At 47.3% G+C, this 18,979-nt stretch carries 8 protein-coding genes; all 8 read left to right on the top strand.

Annotated features, from left to right (window positions below; translation table 11 throughout):
- Positions 1-18 precede the first annotated feature (18 nt).
- The 8 genes from Q4579_RS07775 to Q4579_RS07740 all read left to right on the top strand — a co-directional run bounded on the left by Q4579_RS07775 (position 19) and on the right by Q4579_RS07740 (position 18,875).
- Positions 19-6,045 (top strand): beta-ketoacyl synthase N-terminal-like domain-containing protein, encoded by a 6,027-nt coding sequence (locus tag Q4579_RS07775; RefSeq protein ID WP_303563015.1) that lies wholly within the window; start codon positions 19-21, stop codon positions 6,043-6,045.
- Positions 6,046-6,065: 20 nt separating this feature from the next.
- Positions 6,066-13,658 carry an alpha/beta fold hydrolase gene (locus Q4579_RS07770; RefSeq protein ID WP_303563013.1) on the top strand — a complete coding sequence of 2,531 codons (7,593 nt, stop codon included), beginning with the start codon at positions 6,066-6,068 and terminating at the stop codon, positions 13,656-13,658.
- A 64-nt stretch (positions 13,659-13,722) separates the two neighbouring features.
- On the top strand, positions 13,723-14,952 hold the full coding sequence (locus Q4579_RS07765; RefSeq protein ID WP_303563012.1) for a hydroxymethylglutaryl-CoA synthase family protein: 1,230 nt from the start codon (positions 13,723-13,725) through the stop codon (positions 14,950-14,952).
- Between the two features lie 23 nt (positions 14,953-14,975).
- Positions 14,976-15,386 carry a thioesterase family protein gene (locus tag Q4579_RS07760; RefSeq protein WP_303563010.1) on the top strand — a complete coding sequence of 137 codons (411 nt, stop codon included), beginning with the start codon at positions 14,976-14,978 and terminating at the stop codon, positions 15,384-15,386.
- 25 nt (positions 15,387-15,411) lie between these two features.
- The gene (locus Q4579_RS07755; protein WP_303563008.1) at positions 15,412-15,663 is read left to right on the top strand and encodes an acyl carrier protein; all 252 of its coding nucleotides are present in this window, start codon (positions 15,412-15,414) and stop codon (positions 15,661-15,663) included.
- An 11-nt stretch (positions 15,664-15,674) separates the two neighbouring features.
- On the top strand, positions 15,675-16,979 hold the full coding sequence (locus Q4579_RS07750) for a beta-ketoacyl synthase N-terminal-like domain-containing protein (protein WP_303563007.1): 1,305 nt from the start codon (positions 15,675-15,677) through the stop codon (positions 16,977-16,979).
- Positions 16,980-16,981: 2 nt separating this feature from the next.
- Positions 16,982-18,112 carry an ACP S-malonyltransferase gene (fabD, locus tag Q4579_RS07745; protein WP_303563005.1) on the top strand — a complete coding sequence of 377 codons (1,131 nt, stop codon included), beginning with the start codon at positions 16,982-16,984 and terminating at the stop codon, positions 18,110-18,112.
- Positions 18,105-18,875, top strand: a complete 771-nt coding sequence (locus Q4579_RS07740; RefSeq protein WP_303563004.1) for an enoyl-CoA hydratase/isomerase — start codon at positions 18,105-18,107, stop codon at positions 18,873-18,875. Before fabD ends, Q4579_RS07740 begins: the two co-directional genes overlap by 8 nt.
- The last annotated feature ends 104 nt before the right edge of the window (positions 18,876-18,979 follow it).

Below are 18,979 nucleotides of genomic sequence, written 5' to 3'. Positions count from 1 at the left end.
ATAAAAAGGAAGGGAAGAATGGCTGGCAATCACCTGAGTGCACAGGATGTACTGAAGCTGGTTAAGTCAAAGAAACTTGATCAGCAACAAGCTGCTTTACAGTTAAAGGCGTTGGCACGACAAACACTCAAAGAAGTCGATGGCCAAGATAAAGAAAGCGCAAAAGACAAGCGTGAACAGGCTAAATATCATCTGAAAGCTTGTTTCGAGAAGGTTCTGCAAAGAAAGCTAACGGCAGAGGAATTGGATAAATCCTTTGCCGAGTTGGGCGTTGATTCTATGATTCTCGTCCAATTGGTTGAGGTCATTAATCAAGTATTTTCGGTCAACCTGAAGCCCAACAGGCTATTCGACTACCCCTCTATTGAAACACTTGCATCATATGTTGCAAATCAGGCTGATCTGTCCAGTCTTCAACAGCCTTCAAGAGATAGTGCAATAACCGCCGTCGCTTCTCAACGTGCTGGTGATATTGCCGTCATAGGTATGTCTGGCCGATTTCCCGGCGCAGATAGTGTCCATGAATTCTGGGACATGCTTGCATCTGGAACCGGTATGATCGGAGAAGTACCCTCTGTCCGCTGGAATACAGAAGAATATTTTGACGCTGACCACAGTGTCGAAAACAAAAGCTATAGCCGGTGGGGCGCTTTTCTCGACAGGATTGATCAGTTTGATGAGCGATTTTTCAATATTTCTGGAAAGGAAGCCAAACTGACCGATCCTCAGCAACGCTTGTTTCTTGAGCAGGCCTGGGAAGCCATGGAAGATGCTGGCTATGCCAGTCACCGCATTGGCAATCGCCGCTGCGGAGTATTTGCCGGAGTTGGTCATGGTGATTATCAGGGGCAAATGCATCAGGCAGATATAAGTCATGCAGCTCAGGCATTTATGGGAAATGAGAATGCTATTCTCGCTTCCAGAGTTGCATACCTCTTGGACCTGAAAGGCCCCTGTCTGGCTGTGGACACGGCTTGTTCGTCTTCCTTGGTTGCTGTGCACCTAGCCTGCCAGAGTATCTGGAGTGGCGAAAGTGATTATGCATTAGCCGGTGGCGTATTTATTCGCACGTTACCAGACTTTTATATCTATGCCAGTAAGGCCAATATGCTTTCGCCGACCGGTGGTAGCTATGCGTTCGATGCGCGGGCTGATGGGTTCACTCCAGGAGAGGCCGTTGGGGTGATCATGCTTAAGCCGTTGGAGCAGGCTATCGCTGACAGAGATAACATCCATGGTGTCATCAAAGGATCCGCCACAAACCAGGATGGCAGAACCAATGGCATTACGGCGCCCAGCGTAAAATCACAAGCTGAGCTGCAAAAGGGATTATATCGACAATTTGATATTTTTCCCGGATCAATCAACTATATCGAAACTCACGGCACGGGAACCAAGCTGGGCGATCCCATCGAAATCGATGCATTAAACCAAAGCTATGGGATGCATGGCCAGTCAGGGATATGCCCGATTGGTTCAGTCAAAACCAATATCGGTCATACGGTAACCGCTGCTGGAATTGCAGGGGTGCTTAAAGTCTTGATGGCATTAAAGCATAAAGCGCTGCCCCCTTCCCTGAACTTTGCGCACGCGAATCCCGAAATCGATTTTGACTCAACGCCTTTCTATGTCAATACCACACTGGCCCCCTGGCATCCCCAGAAAAATGCAGTGAGGAGGGCAGCTATCAGCAGCTTCGGTTTTAGCGGAACTAACGCTCACGTGGTGATTGATGAAGCACCGGACCGAACGCCAACAGACAACCCCATGGTCAATAGACCGCAGGTGATCGTGCTGTCTGCCAGAACAGACACAGCATTAATGGCAGCCATCAGGAATTTACATCAATGGTTGGAAGGCAATGGTGATCAAAACAGGCTGATCGATATTGCCTATACCTTGATGGTGGGACGACAACACTTCAAGAAACGCTTCGGAATGGTCGTGAGCAGCATTTCCGAACTTAGGCAGAAGCTATCTGATGTTCTTCAGTCTGGGCCATTGACTGTCCCTGTGCAGGATCTCGTATCCCGCTCTGACATCTTGCCGAGCGGGGCGCAAGAAGGTGGGGATGTGCAGATTGCTATGGAGAGAGAACTGCAGTTGTTGATTGGCAATGCTGAGACTGGCGATGATGAGGAAATTGTCCGTCTTCAATGGCTCGCCGCCTGTTTTGAGCAGGGCCACGATTCAACCGCATGGAATCGTTGGTATGCGGCAGGGGGGGCATGCACGATTTCGTTACCGACTTATCCTTTTGAACGTAAGCGTCACTGGTATGATCAACTGCTCACAACAAGTTCTGAAGAGAATTCAGAAGCCCATGCCGTTCATTCTGGGCCATCGAGACGGTCGGAAAATAAAGCAGCTAAGCTGATGGTTGATTTCCAAAGCGATGAGGTATCGGTAGAGATCAGTTCTCACGGTATTGCCTTGGTAAAAATGCATGATCGAGCCAATCGCAACATGCTAACCGATAACCTATTGGCGGGATTACGCCATATATTTCAACAGATCAATCAAAGTAGCAACGTTAAAGTGGTTGTGCTGACAGGCTACGATAATGTGTTTTGTATGGGCGGCACTGCGGAAATGCTCAACGATTTGTCAGAGAATAAAGGCACCTTTGCAGATAATGCTTTTGTCTATCGAGGCCTGCTGGACTGTAAGGTACCGGTCATTTCTGCCATGCAAGGGCATGCGTCCGGCGGAGGCTTAGCATTCGGTTTGTATGGCGATATCGTGATTCTGGCCGAGCAGGGGGTCTACAGCGCGAACTTTACTAAATACGGTTTCACACCTGGAATGGGGGCGACACTCATTCTGAAACGGCGATTTGGTGAGAACCTATCAACCCGGATGATGTATACGGCTAGCGCCTATCGGGGGGAAGAGTTAAGGTTCATGGCTCCCGAACTGTTGTACTTTTCATCGGAAAAAGTGCTGCCTGAAGCGCTAGCGATTGCGGCTCAGATTGCTGACAAACCGCAGTTAACTCTGGAAACACTGAAGCAGGGTTTAACCAGAGAGATGAACGCTCAACTCCCAGAGGTGATTGATTATGAACTTGAAATGCACCAAAAGACCTTTTCTCAATCAGAGGTAAAAGCCCGTCTGCAGGCGCACTTTGAAAGCTTGAATAAGTTTAACCAGGGAGATAGACAGCAACCGTTAAGCGCTTCAATGTCAGCCTCAAATTCTGATAGCCATTCTTCTAACGGCGAGCTTGCCAGTCCTATCAACCCCTTTGAGTTGCGGCCCCATGACATATTGTCCCATCAGGAACCCGCCTCAAAAAAACGTCCGACAGTCTTTGTCGAGAGAGATAAGGATCATCTGATCAAGCAACTTGGCGAGATAGTCGAACGTATTATTCAGGTCTCGATCAGTGACGACGATTTGTATGAGAATTTCCATTCTTTGGGAATGGACTCCATTAACGGGGTTGAAATCATACGCGATATCAATAAAACGTTGCAGACCCAGTTGGAGGTGACAGCGTTATATGACTACCCAACGCTAGATAAGCTAACAGAACATTTATTGTCTGCCTTTTCCCCGATAAAACGAAACGATTCGAAAGAAGCGTTGGAACAGAAAAACCGTAACGCAGAACCTAAAGCTGATCGGAAGCTTGCCGATCTGCATGTGTTTACTGAACAGATCACGGAAATTGTCAGTCGAATATTGCATGAAAACATTCGGCAGGAAGATCTTGAAGAGAATTTCTCTAGTCTGGGTGTAGACTCAATTTCCGGAGTCGAAATCATTCGGGATTTGAATAAACATCTGAATGCAAATTTGGAGGTGACGTCTTTATATGACTATCCAAGTATTTCGAAATTGGCTCAGTACGTCCTTGATGTCTTGCCATCCGTAGCTTCTGAAATCGCTGTAGAGCCGCCTGTAAAAGTGAAAGGTATTCAAGAAGCACTGCATATTGACATCAAGAATGAGGTATCAAAAAAAGAAAATATTGCGAAAGAAATTGTGACGCTGCAGAAAAGCGCCACCTCCGGCTCTATTCGGTTGAGGGAAAAACGAAAGAAAGGGGATACGATACAGTTTGTCGAGGCTCCGAAGGCGACAAGGGTCAGGCTAAGACCGACAGGTAAATCTTCATCTTCGGAACAATCCATTGACCCAATCCAGGTTTCGAAACAACACTCAAATGATATTGCCATTATCGGGATGTCGGGCCAGTTTCCTGGAGCGAACAACACAGAAGAATTTTGGAGCAACCTTGCTGCCGGTACAGCCAGTATCACGGAAGTACCGATTAGTCGATGGGACTATCGTGAAACCTTTAATGAAGACACTCACGCAGATGGGCAGAGTTATAGCAAATGGGGTGGTTTTCTCAATAACCCCGGGCAGTTCGACCACGAGTTCTTTAATATTTCACCCTTGGAGGGTGAAATCATGGACCCTCAGCAAAGGCTATTCTTACAGGAAGCTTATAAAACCTTCGAGGATGCAGGGTACAGCGACACGGATTTAGCAGGCTCCCGCTGCGGAGTCTACGTAGGTGCCACTTTCAGTGACTATGACGAGGTACTGACATCGGTTTCACTGGATCGAACTTCTCACGCTTTTACCGGTCTGGCGCCCTCCATATTAGCGGCAAGAACAGCATACCATCTGAACCTTAAAGGTCCCTGCCTGGCCATTGATACTGCGTGTTCTTCTTCCTCGGTGGCAGTCCATTCAGGATGTCAGAGTATTCTTAACGGCGACTGCGATATGGCTCTGGCCGGCGGGGTGTATATGATGCACTCACCTCGAATGCACATTCAGGGAAGCCAGTCGAACATGCTGTCACCGACAGGAAAGTGCAGGCCATTTGGCGCCGGTGCCGATGGCATTGTAGTTAGCGAAGGTGTGGGCGTTGTGCTGTTGAAACGACTGACTCAGGCAATCGCTGATAAAGACCACATTTATGGCGTTATTAAAGGAAGCGGCGTAAATCAGGATGGGGCGACCAACGGCATTACGGCTCCAAGCGTCAATGCTCAAAAGCAGCTGGAAATTGATGTTTACAATAAATCAGGGATTGATCCTGACACCATCTCATTGGTAGAAGCGCATGGCACTGGCACCGCCCTTGGTGACCCGATCGAAATCAATGCTTTGCGCAAAGCATTTGCCGAATTTACCTCGCGCCGTCATTTTTGTGCAATTGGGTCAGTGAAAGGCAATGTCGGGCATACGACCATGGCTGCCGGGATCACGAGCCTAATCAAGGTATTGTTAAGTTTTGCTCATCAGCAAATTCCACCGTCTCTGAATGCTGAAGAAGAAAATGAACATATCAATCTTAACGATAGTCCGTTCTATATCAACAAGACCTTGAAGGACTGGCCAGCGAAAAATGAGCACAAGCGCCGGGCAGCTATCAGTTCATTTGGCTTTAGCGGAACCAATTCACATCTAGTTATTGAAGAGTTCCCGTCCCAAAGGCCACTAAAACCCAGACAGGGAAGGGGGCAAATTATTCCCCTTTCAGCCAGGAACGAAACCGCTTTAATGCAAAAAGTGAAAGATCTGCTTCACTGGCTTAGTCAAGCCCCTGCAGAAACCAACCTGGAGGACATTGCCTACACGCTGCAGATTGGTCGTAGCCACTTTGCCCTTCGACGAGTGCTGGTTGTAAGCAGTCTGGATGAACTCAAAGAATCGCTCCTTTTCATGATCAATGACGGCCGGACTGGCGCCACGGAAACAAACGCCAAGCCACAGCAACCCCGTACTTTACCGTCGGGACTGGAGACAGCAGATCATGCCGGAAGCATTGAAGGATTTGTAAATCATTACCTCAGCGGGCATTTGCCTCAGTGGTCAGTTTTATATGGCAGTGAGCAATGTCATAGGATACCTCTGCCAACATATCCGTTTAACACCAGAGAACTCTGGCCGTCAGCACATCAGGATCGGGTGGCACAACCAGAAGTGCGTCAGCCATCAGCGACGGTAAACAATCAAGTGCTTCAATCTGTTTCATCCGAAAAATCGATAACAACTGCCGCATTGCTGGCTGATCTGTAGTTCAAAGGGAGTGAGTCATCATGGAATCAAACAGACAATCATGCAGCGTATTGGTCATTGGCGCGGGCCCTGCGGGTTTGGCAGCCGCTAAATGCCTTACCGAAAATGGACATCGGGTGACAGTTTTCGAAAAGACGGATGAACTTGGAGGTATTTGGGTTTTTCGCCCTGGCCATGCTGGCGGTGCCTACAAAAGTACGCGTTTTCAAAGCTCCAAATTTACTAGCCACTTCTCGGATTTTCCGTTTGAGGAGGAGGCTGATACGTTTCCAACGGTCAAAGATGTGAATCGCTACCTCCATCGTTATGCAGAGGCTTTTACATTGAAACCATTGATACGATATCGCCATGAAGTGAAACGACTGACTTACGATGGCTCCCGGTGGGACGTCGTATTTAGCTCGGATTTTAATTCGGAATTAAAAGAGAAGTATGATGCAGTTGCCATTTGTTCTGGTTGTTACTGGTCCCCCTTGTTACCTGGTGTCAGTGGTTTAGAGCGCTTTACCGGTGAGATCATCCACTCCAGCAATTATCACGATACAAACATCCTCAAAGGAAAGCGTGTTCTTATTGTTGGAAACGGTGTCAGCGGTATGGATATTGTCGCTGAAGCAGCCGAGACCTCTGAGCAAGTCAGTTGGAGCTTGCGCAGGAAAAACTGGATTATGCCCCGTATCGTCGGTTTCATACCCAATGATTGCACCGTTAGCCCTATTCGCAGGGCTGTACTCAGCAAGGTTCCACGAGATGAAGTCCTGAAAAAATGGCGTGCCAGTATGCCTGATTTCATGAGGGATTTTGAAGAGAGTGGATTGATGCCGGATCACTCACATCAGAATAGTGTGCTGCATATCAATGATAATGTCGTCAGTAAGGTTGCAAAGGGAGACATTGATATCAAGCCCGCACTGAGTCGCATTGAAGGCGACACGGTTTACTACGTTGATGGATCAAGCCAGATCGTCGATGCAATTGTTTTTTGTACGGGCTACCGTTTTTCTTCACCTGATTTCCTTCCAGAACTCGCTATTGAAGAGGGCTTGTATGAAGGCGTCTTTCACCCAGATTTTCCTAAATTGGCTTACATCGGCAATGTCTGCAAGCCGGTCAGAAGAGCGACAACCAATATCTTCCCTGTCACTGAATTACAGTCCAGATGGTTCAGCCATATACTCAGTGGAGAGGTGGAGCCGCCCACGCGGGATGTGATGTTGAGCGCTCTGGAACGTTGGGAGGGCGTCAATATCGACGAACTTTACCCGATATCCCTTGCTGAAAAATTCGGTGCATTTCCTGATCCCCATGAAAACTGGTCTCTCTACTGGGAGCTTCTCAATATACCTTCTTATCCCTCCCTATTCAGGTTACAGGGCCCAAACCCATGGCCTCAAGCAAGGCAATATATTGATGATGTGAAGGCAAGAACCTGTCCTCCGAACTTTATTACGCCTGAGATTGAGAAATACAAATATGTCTTGCTGAGCAGGCTGGGTCAGTCGTCTCTGATGCATTTACACAATACGCATCAGATTGATTCAAATGAGCTGAATCTTGCTCTTTCTGTAATCAATGGGGAACAACAACACGTAGCCGAAGGGGGGCGAGATGGCGATATCGATGAAGACGTAAAATCAGTCTTAAAAGAGCTAGTCTTCGATATTTTGAAAATTGACCCAGGCACTTTAAGCACGCAGCAGCCCTGGTTAGCTCTGGGCTTCGATTCCATCACATTGACCAGGCTGGCTAATCGGATCAATCAACGCTTTCCTAGCGTTAAATTAAGCCCAGCAGCGTTTTTGCAGCACACCACGCTTGACAAACTGGCCGTAGAAATCGTTGCAAAGCATCAAAAGCCGACATTTGACCAAGGTTTACCGTCGACAGACTCAAAAAATACAGAAGGTCCGGTGGAAGTAAGCGAAACGAATATTGAGAATAATCCGGCTCTTGTGTCGTGGCTGAGCAATACGATCTATGAGCTTCTCAAGGTCGATATCACTCAGGAAAACCTGAATACACCTTTTGTGGCGCTTGGCTTTGACTCCATTTCGCTGACCCGTCTGGCGAACGATATTAACCGGCGATACAAGGATCTGGCCGTTGCCCCTTCAATATTTATTGAGTATCCAACCGTTTCCGCTCTGTCTGCATATTTAGCAAAAGAGTTAGCACAAGATGTGGTGCATACCCAGCAAGACAACCGGGAAAATTGGAAGGCTGGGCAGACGAATCTACAGCAGAAAAGAGAAAACCTGAATAGAAAGACTGACGAGATTGCCATAATAGGTCTCGCCGGTCGTTTTCCGGGTAGCAAAAGCATTGTCGATTTTTGGCACCAATTGAAAGAAGGTCAAAGCATGATCAGTCTGGTGCCGAAGGAGCGATGGGACTGGAGGAAAATCTACGGAGACCCCTTGACCCATAGCGACAATACCGATTGTAACCACGGGGGGTTTATCAGGGGGGCTGCGCTATTTGATCCTCTGTATTTTAATATTTCTCCCAGCGAAGCCAGACTGATGGATCCCCAACAGCGGATCTTTCTCGAAGTCGTTGAGCAGTGTCTGCAAAATGCCGGATACAGTCGAGATGCAATGAACGGTAGTCATACCGGTGTTTATGTGGGGGTTGCTCGGTTTGATTACGCCAATCTCATTGCAGACAGCAACGACCGAACACATGGTTATGCCAATACCGGAAATACGCATGCGATTTTAGCGAATCGAGTTTCCTACATCTACGGCTGGACGGGGGAAAGCCTGGCCATTGATTCCGCATGTTCAAGTTCGTCTCTGGCGATTCATAAGGCAGTGAAAGCCATTTCATCGGGCGAATGTGACCAGGCGGTGGCAGGTGGCGTGAATCTGATTCTCAGTCCGACCACATTTATATCAAATAGAAAAATGGGGCTTCTCAGTAACGAAAGTACCGTTCGTTCCTTTGACCAGACGGCTAGCGGCTACCTGAGTGGTGAAGGTGCCGGAGCGGTTCTGTTAAAACCACTTTCTCGAGCCCTGGCAGACGGCGACTTTGTGTACGCTGTGATCAAAGGCAGCGCTGTCCGGCATGGCGGACACGGAGCCTCACTGACAACCCCGAATCCCAAGATGCAGGCACAGGTGATTCGCGACGCCTACGCCGATGCTGGCATATCGCCCTCGCAAGCCTCGTATATTGAAGCTCAGGGCGCAGGTAATGTGATGGGAGATTCAGCAGAGCTAAGTGCCTATCACGAAGTGTTTGATTCGAACGAGGCTCCAGGGAAATCAATCGGCATAGGAAGCATCAAAGGGAATATCGGGCATCTGGAAACAGCTTCCGGAGTGGTTGCCATGATTAAGGTTTTGCTCGCGATGAAGAATCAACAGATACCGCCCATGTTGCACGCAAGTGAATGCCGACCCTATTTTTCAATGGATAAGGGACCGTTTTACTTTCCATCCCAGACACACCCTTGGAAGTCGTCGACGAGTCATCCCACTGTGGCCAGTCTGCATAACTTTGGATACGGTGGTGTCAATGTTCATTTGGTTCTTCAGGAATATAGCCGACCGGCACCACCTTCAAACCATCGTTCAGAGCGTAGCCTGATCGTGCTTTCGGCGGGTACCAAAAATCAACTAACGCAGTATCTGAAAAACATCAGGGAATATCTGACAAATTCTGAAGTCGCCATTTATGGCGCTGAATCCACGCTTGCCGATCTGGCATTCACCTTATTGTGTGGCCGCCCACAGTTACCATCTCGCCTACACTTTATTGTGTCATCAAAGGCCGAACTTATTGGAAAGATAGATCATTACCTGAGGGAGGGGCAGGTCTCTGAAATAAAGTCGATTGATTTAAAATCGATTCCAGTCAGTGAAGATGGCCAGCCCATATTAGAAGATTTATCGAGGGATGAAAAACTCCTGACATTGGCAGCATTCTGGCACGCGGGAAATATCATTGACTGGCAACGCCATCAATTAGAACCTAACGGCTGCCGAACGCCTTTGCCATGCCCTGACTTCGATCGGACAATTTATTGGCCAGTAAATATCGAAGAATATACTGAAGCTTCCCGAAATCCCATGCTTGGTCATCATTGCGCTACAGGAGCTCAGCCTCAATACAAGATTGAATTTACCGGGAGCGAGTTCTTTTTTGCCGATCACCGGGTAGGGGAGGATAAGATTCTGCCTGGGGTTGCTCACCTTGAAATGGCGCGTTGTTCCGCCGAAGATGCCGGACTGAATGTCTCTGTGATGAAAAATATCATGTGGGGACAGCCGATCGTGATTCGTGATCAAAATCTGGCGGTAGACTGCTCAATTCGAGTCAAAGACGAGGCAGCACAATCCCACTATTTTGAGTTGCATTCAGGAGAGAGCTTCTATTGCAAAGGGACTGTTCTTCATACCGAGAGTTCAAATTCAACTCCGAATCTCATCAGGCTGGAGACGCTGCTAGAAAGCTTCAATCAGGTGCTTGAACATGATGCCATCTATCATCAATTTGGACTTCGAGGACTACACTTGGGGCCCGCTTTCCGTCCTTTGCGTAAAGTCTGGTTTAGCAGTGAACAAGCTCTCGGACAACTGGATATCCCTTCTGGAATCCATTCTTCATCCAAAGGTTTCTACCTGCATCCTTCAATCATGGATGGCGCTTTACAGACAATAACTTCACTCGTGTCGGGCGACTTATCCAACCGTCTCTATCTTCCATTTTCGCTCGGTCAGATCTGCATTTATGCACCGGTGAACGAGCCATGTTACGCCCTGAGCGAACGTATTCAGAGCTTTGCTGCTCAGGATGATAGCCTCTTGCAGTTTAATATCACGCTTATCGCGGGTGATGGGCGAATATTGGCCGAATTAACGGAGTTCTGCGTCCGGTTATGGCATGAAACACCAGAGCAGGGAGAGCTGAAGGGGGGCGAACAGACGACGGCAGAGTTGATCCTTGCCCAAAGTGTCAGTCAGCCGGTCGTGAGTGATTCGTTAGAATCGATAGGAGGCTCCTTTGATCATGTTCCATCTGTTCTGGCTATTGATATTGGTCAGTACAGCGTGATATCCGGAAGATTGCCTCCCGAAAATAACGGCTCCCCTCACGTTCTTCATTGGCAAATGGGAGAAGGAATAATCCAGGATCGTATCACGGCAGCACAATTCAGCTTCAAGGATAGCGATGAGATTCACTCGTGTATTGAAGAACTTCTGGCAGAGAAGACTTTACCTTCATGTATTTTATTGACGATGCCCGCGACTTCTGAAAATCCTGGTGGATGGATATTTGAAAGAGTGTTCAGGTTATTCAAGGGGTTGGTATCCAAGGTCGGCAAGGAAACACAGATTATTTGTGTCGACATGAACAAGACCATTAGCCCATGGAGTAAGGCGATCTTGTCTTTACTCAGGTCTTTGTCCAAGGAATCTCTTCTGCTGCAATGCCGATATGTGCATTTTCAAGGGGTTACCGAAAACTCTCTTGCTATAGAGACAATCCTGGCCGAATTTTCCAGGTCAGATACAGACGATATATGCATTGAAGCGGGGTGCCGCAAACAGGAATATTTGAGGCAATTCGATGTAGTCACCGATAGTGTGATTTGTCAGCAGCCTGATTCATACGACAATTCACCCATCAAACACGGAGGCGTTTATCTCATTACCGGTGGCATGGGAAAGTTGGGCGTGATTTTAGCTCGTTATCTCGCTGCCCACGGTGATGTTCGTCTGGTTTTGGCGGGAAGCTCTCCGATAGATGAAGATAAGCTCAAAGTGATTCATGAATTAGAGAGCAAGGGGGGGAGCGCCAGATACTTCAGAACCGATTTCAGTCATCGGGATAGTGTCAGTCAAATGCTGTCTGCAGTGCAAGAGTGCTTCGGTCAGCTCAATGGCATATTTCATTGTGCGGGTCGCACCGACGATAACTATCTGATCAATAAGCCGTTGACAACCACTGCCAGTGTGATCAATCCCAAAGCGGTAGGTGCAGTGCTACTTGATGAGCTCACCGCGGATCATGCATTGGATTTCTTTGTTATGTCCTCTTCGCTTGCCAGTGTAGTGGGAAATGCCGGCCAAACCGACTATGCCTATGCCAATGGTTTTTTGGATAGCTTTGCCACATATCGAAATTCACAAGTCGAAGGGGGTAAGCGCTCTGGCGCCACTTTATCCATCAACTGGCCACTATGGCGAGATGGCGGAATGACATTGGCGGCAGCCCAATTGGAGTGGATTGAACAGAACTTGGGATTGTTACCGATGCCTGCTTCTGAAGGCTTGAAGGCGTTGAATTATGGATTAATGAGCGGTCTCAGTCGTTTGGTTGTGCTCTATGGGCACAAGCACAAATTGATCAATCAATTTAATCTGCAGGCTTTGGAAGAAGTGCCTCAGGCATCATTGCAGGTCAGCGGCAGTTTCACTCCTGACACATTTCAGTCCGTCCGGGAAACGCTATTACAACTTTTCGCTGAAAAGTCTCGGATCCCTACAGATTCCATAGATACAACGAAGCATTTATCTTCCTATGGTATGGACTCGATGATGGTGATGGAACTCACCCGTTCGCTGGAAAATGACTTCAATGACCTCCCGGGGACATTGTTTTTTGAACATCCAACAATCGATGCGGTGGCAAGTTATTTGTGCGAGAAATATCGCGGTAATCTCGGCTCTATGTTAAGCCGTCGATTCAACGAATCTTCCAGACAGGTGCCAAATAACTCGTCACCGGCCGAAGAAGGGCGGGCCACGCTAGCGATGCTCCTACAGAGGCTCCCGGTGAAAAGTCAAATTCAGAATATTTCGGTCTCCCCTGAGATAAAGCTGGAAGTCATCACTATGGGACAGGGCAGTCCATTATTGTTCATCCCCGGGTTTGGCATGACGGCTCAATTGTGGCTTCGCCAATTAGAATATTTTGTTGCTCACCACCGCATTATTATTATTCATCCACCTGCCCACGGTAAAAGTGACGCTAGTGATGATGTTTCTCCCTCAAAAATTGCGCAATACTTCGTTCAGGTGCTAAAAGCAATGAATATCCATGAGCCTGTTGATGTGGTAGGGACATCCTATGGAAGTCAGATTGCCCAATGCCTGACGGCCAGGCACAGCGCAATGGTGAACACGCTGACAATCGCTAACGGCTTTTATGAGCTCAAAGACAGGTTCAGCCCGACAGACCCAATTGCTGGAGGTATCATATCGTTCGGAGGTGAGCTGTGGCTGGAATTCAATGAACAGTCCATGAAAGAAAATGAGAAGCTTCACAAGGACTACTTGTTCATTAAAGACAGTATCAGCCTGAATTCAGTTGACGCCTTAATTTATATCGATAGCTTTACCAAAACCTCCACTCGGGAAATATTGAAAGACATCAAAGTTCCCACGCTGATGATTAGCGGAGCCGGAGACAGGCTGAGTACCCGGGAAGTGAACAACACCATGCACGATTTAGTGTCTGGAAGCCAGTTGTACAGCATAGAAGGTGCCGGGCATTTTGCCTGTGTTACTCATCACCGAGAATTCAATGAGACACTTCATCGCTTCATCTCTCGCCGTAAAGAGATACCGTTTGGAGAATTGGCGCATGAGAATGTGGATTAACTTTTAATTCCACGCGACTGATCAATCAAAATTGAATAAAACAAAGCCAAATAAGGAAGATGGAATGAGAGTAGGTATTGAGGCAATCAATCTCTATGCTGGTGTCACCTGCATGGACGTTTTAACGATTTTTAAACAGAGAGATCTGCAAATCGATCGATTTGACAATCTCATGATGAATAAGAAATCAGTTGGCTTGCCGAATGAAGATGCGGTCACCTGTGGCGTGAATGCCGCTATAAAACTGATTAGAAATATGTCGGATGCAGAGAAGGACCGGATCGAGATGGTCATTACCTCGACTGAATCCGGCGTTGATTTTGGGAAATCAATCAGTACGTACATCCATGACTATCTCAATCTGAATAATGCTTGCCGGGTATTTGAAGTAAAGCAAGCCTGTTATGGAGGGACGGCCGCACTGCAGCAAGCCGTTAACTATGTGGCGTCCGGAGTGTCACCCGGTGGTAAGGTGTTGGTGATTGCAACCGATATCGCACGCCATGCAAACCTGAACTACGCGGAGCCGACACAATCGATCGGTGCTGTTGCTATGCTGGTAAGCGATAATCCGCAAATACTGGAAATAGATTTTGGTGCAATAGGCCAGCACAGCTATGAAGTCATGGATACATGTCGGCCGGAGACGGAACTGGAAACGGGAAATCCTGACTTGTCTTTACTTTCTTATCTTGATTGTCTGGAAAATTGTTACAAACGATATGAAGAGAAAGTCGAAAATTCTGATTTTCGCCATACCTTTGACTATTTGGCTTTTCATACACCATTTTGCGGGATGGTCAAAGGCGCTCATCGGAAAGTGATGCGTTCCCTCTATCGTACCAAACCCAATGAGATAGACATTGACTTTATGGAACGGGTCAAACCTTCACTGACCTATTGCCAGGATGTCGGTAATGTCTATTCCGCCACTTTGTATTTTGCCTTATGTGGCATCATCGATAATGCTGACTTTGACGATGAAAAACGCGTCGGCATGTTTTCATACGGCTCGGGATGTTCTTCGGAGTTTTTTAGTGGAGTTATCCTACCTTTTGCAAAGGAAAAACTCGCTGAAATGAAAATAAAGGAACGTCTTGAGCAGCGATACCCCCTGAGTACGGAAGAATATGAGTTATTGCTGAAACTGAATTCGGAATGGACGTTTGGTATCAAAGATCGATTCGTTGATCTTACACCGTTTAAGAAAATTTATGAGAAAACGATGGCGGGCAAAGGCCTGTTAGCCCTTGTTGGTATTGAAGACTACCATCGCAAATACCAGTGGACTTGAACCCACGTTGAAGGATTACGGTGATGTATTACTACGATTTATCCCCGAGATATTCGGAAACCGATGCCATGGGGCATATTAATAACACGGTTCTTCCTGTGTGGTTTGAGAAGGCCAGGGATCCGATATTTGAATTGTTTATGCCAGGGCGAGAATTATCCAAGGCTAATTTGATTACAGTGAAATATGAGATCGAGTTTAGCAATGAGATACGTTATGAAAATGATGTGCAGATTTCGACAGGCATCAAGAAGATTGGAAATTCATCTCTCACAGTTGTACAGAGGCTAGTACAAAACGATGTGCTGTGTGCAATTGGCCAGACGACCATTGTTCATTTTGATTACAAGACAAAGAAACCAGGACCCATACCCGAGACCATACGCCAACAACTCGAAGCACATATTCTATCGTTGAAGTCACCACGAATTTAATAGATCACAGTAAAAAGGAATTCACATGGATAAGAGCGCAATTTTTGATGTCATCATAAACAATATTGAAGAGATTTTTCCGCAAATTCCCCGCGAACAGATTCGCTTGGATGGCAGTCTTGTAGAGCTTGGCGCCAACTCTATCGACCGGATGGAAGTTGTTACTTTTTCAATGGAAGATCTTGGAATCAAGGTCCCTCTGCAATCATTAGCCAAAATCGACAATCTTGCTGGCTTGGTAGATCTGTTTCACAAGCATTTGCACGAATCAGCCTAAGGAGATGAAAGATGTCTGTTGTGGTAACAGGAATGGGGATATTTTCCAGTATTGCCCCCAACATTACAGATTTCTTGGCGGCGCTAAAATCAGGCCGCACAAACTTTTCCACTAAGACGGTTGTTTACGGATCCGAACACATGCAAGTCGTCGGTTCTTTTTTGCAAGATTTTGACTTCAAAGAGCAACTGAGTTCTCGGGAGTCGATTCCAGCCGCATTGAAAGAGAAAGCGTTCAATGTCGGCCGGAGGGCTCCAACCGCCATTCAAGCATCCATTTTGTCAGCAATGGATGCTTGGTTGCAGGCTGGGTTATCGGAGCATGTCGTAGAAGCAGACAGGGTGAGTGTTGTTGTTGCTGGGAACAATTTGACTAACGACTACATAGCCGAATTGCATCAAACCTATGAAGATTCCCCTGAATACCTGCCGCCACGCTTCATCCTTCATTCAATGGATACTGATCAGGTCGGGACTTTAAGCGAAGTTTTTTCAATTAAGGGTGAAGGACTGACGACAGGTGGAGCCTCGGCCAGTGGCAACGTAGCACTCATTAAGGCGTTTCAACTCATTCTGTCAGGGGAGTCAGATGTCGCATTAGTGGTAGGTCCGGTATCGGAACTATCCCCGATGCTCTTTCAGGGTTTCGAAAAGATCGCCGCATTGGGTGGAACTGGTGATATCGGAAATCCGGCACTTGCCTGCCGGCCTTTTGACAGCGGACATGACGGTTTTATACCGGGGCAGAGCAGCGCTTGTCTTATTCTTGAAAGCCGGCAAAGCGCTCAGGCTCGGGGAATAGCGCCATTGGCGGTCATGCTGATGGGCAAAATCTGCCTTGACGCCAACCGACAGGCAAATCCGTCGATGGAAGGCCAGATCCGTGTCATGAAAGAGACACTGCGTTGGGCTGGAATAGACGCACGGAAGGTTAACTATATTAATGCCCACGGCACTTCCACTCCGCTTGGCGACAAAACGGAGCTGTGTTCAATTAAAGCTATCTTTGGTTCAGGCGACGAAAGTCCATGGATCAATTCCACCAAAGGGCTGACGGGACACTGCCTGTATAGCGCGGGAGTTGTGGAGGCCATCAGCACAATCCTGCAGATGCAGAACGGGTTTATTCATCCAAATCTTAACTTAGTTAACCCAGTAGATGGCGACTGCATGCTGGCAGGCCCTCAATCTGAACCGGCTCAAATTCATTATTCATTGAGCAACTCTTTTGGATTCGGCGGTATCAACACATCTGTGATTTTTGCCGGGCCTGAAGTTAACGGAACGCTATCATCTACATTAGGAAAAGGAATCTGACGATGACCACATACTTATTTCCCGGTCAGGGCTCGCAAAGCAAAGGAATGGGAAAAAACGCTTTTGATGATTTTCCGGACCTGGTTGCGCAAGCCGATGAGATTCTCGGTTATTCCATTAAGAAGCTGTGTCTTGAAGACCCGGACAATCAACTGAATAATACCCAATATACTCAGCCAGCTTTATATGTGGTCAACGCTTTACTATACCGGCAACATCTGCAACAAGGGGGGAGGGAACCGGACTTTCTTGCTGGACACAGCCTGGGAGAATATAACGCCCTTCAGGCTGCCGGAGTGATGAGCTTTTCTGACGGACTTTCCCTGGTTAAAAGAAGAGGGGAGTTGATGAGTAAATCCGTTGGCGGAGCAATGGCCGCTATTATTCGGCTGGGCGCAGATGAAGTTGAACGGTGCCTGATTGAAAACAACCTGACTGATATTGATATCGCAAACTATAACAGCCCGATGCAGACAGTGTTGTCGGGATTGAACGCCGATCTGGAGGTCGCACAACCTATATTTGAAAAGGCAGGGGCAATGTTTATTCCCCTCAACACCAGTGGCGCATTCCATTCACGCTATATGGGCAATGCCAGAGCTGAGTTCTTCGACTTTCTCAATCAATTTAAATTTTCTGCGCCTGAAATCCCAGTTGTTTCCAATGTTTCTGCACAACCGCAAAAGCCGGAAAATATACATCAGTCGCTGGCCGATCAGATCACTCATCCCGTCAAGTGGACACAAAGTATTCGGTATCTTCTGGATCAAGGAGAGACGGAATTGATTGAAATTGGTGGCGGAGACATTTTGACCAAAATGGTGAAGGCAATACAGGCCGGTGACGAAAAGCCGAGGCGGAGGCGTAACAGAGTTATCCCGGACATAATACAAAAACGGGAGCCAGAGTCAGTTGCTCTCAATTCAGAGGCTTTGACGCCGAATAAAGCTGTTGAAGCATGGAATCATCGACATCCGATTGGGACCAGAGTGCGTGTTGCTGGTTATGACGACATATTTGTGACCCGCAGTATCGCCAGACTACTGTTTGGGATCAGGGCCGTCGTCTATATGGAAGGTTACAAAGGGTATTTTTCTCTGACGGATGTGACGCCAGAGGTCACCAATGGTTGAAGCGTATCAAACAATAAGAGTTCGATCTGAAGGTTCTGTATGCTATCTCCAGTTGTATCGCCCTGACGCTCACAACACGATTAATCACAAGATGATTCATGAATGTTACGAGGTGCTGGCGCTTTGTCTTGAACGAAGTATTACCGTTATTGTGCTTGAGGGATTGCCGGAAGTTTTTTGTCTCGGTGGCGATCTGGATTCCATAACCGGATCGGACGAAGAAAGAAGACTTCATGAATCAATGCCGGAACAGCTCTATGATTTATGGACATTAATGGCGACAGGCCCGTTCATTACCATCGCTCATGTGTGTGGTCGGGTGAACGCGGGCGGAATCGGTTTCGTTGCGTGTTGCGATATTGTTATTTCTGATTCTGGGGCTCAGTTCAGTTTATCTGAGCTTCTTTTTGGACTGATGCCCGCCTGTGTTTTCCCATTTCTGACAAGACGAACCTCTTTCCAGAAAGCACATCACCTTACTCTGATGACGAAACCGATTTCAGCAGAGCTGGCTAAGCAGTGGGGTCTGGTTGATGAATGTGAATCGGATAGTTTGCGGATGTTACAACAGTATCTTTCTCGTTTTAAAAAAATGAACAAGATCGCCATCAGTCGTTATAAACGATATATCAGCGATTTGACTGATAATATTCAGTCTGCGAAACCTCTGGCCTTAAAAGCCAACAAAGAAGTCTTTAGTGATCAGGAAACGATTCAACATATCAGGCGCTACCTGCAAACCGGCCAATTTCCATGGGAGTAATGTAAAGGTTGACGTGGTCAACTAAAATTGGCCACAGTTTTAGAGTATTCCTAATATCACCGATCAGAATGATTGGGAGTCAGGTTACTGTGTTCTATTCGGCT

It is taken from the genome of Photobacterium sp. 1_MG-2023 (assembly GCF_030547945.1).
Classification (GTDB): Bacteria; Pseudomonadota; Gammaproteobacteria; order Enterobacterales; family Vibrionaceae; genus Photobacterium.
This window is presented reverse-complemented; position numbering and strand designations above follow the sequence as displayed.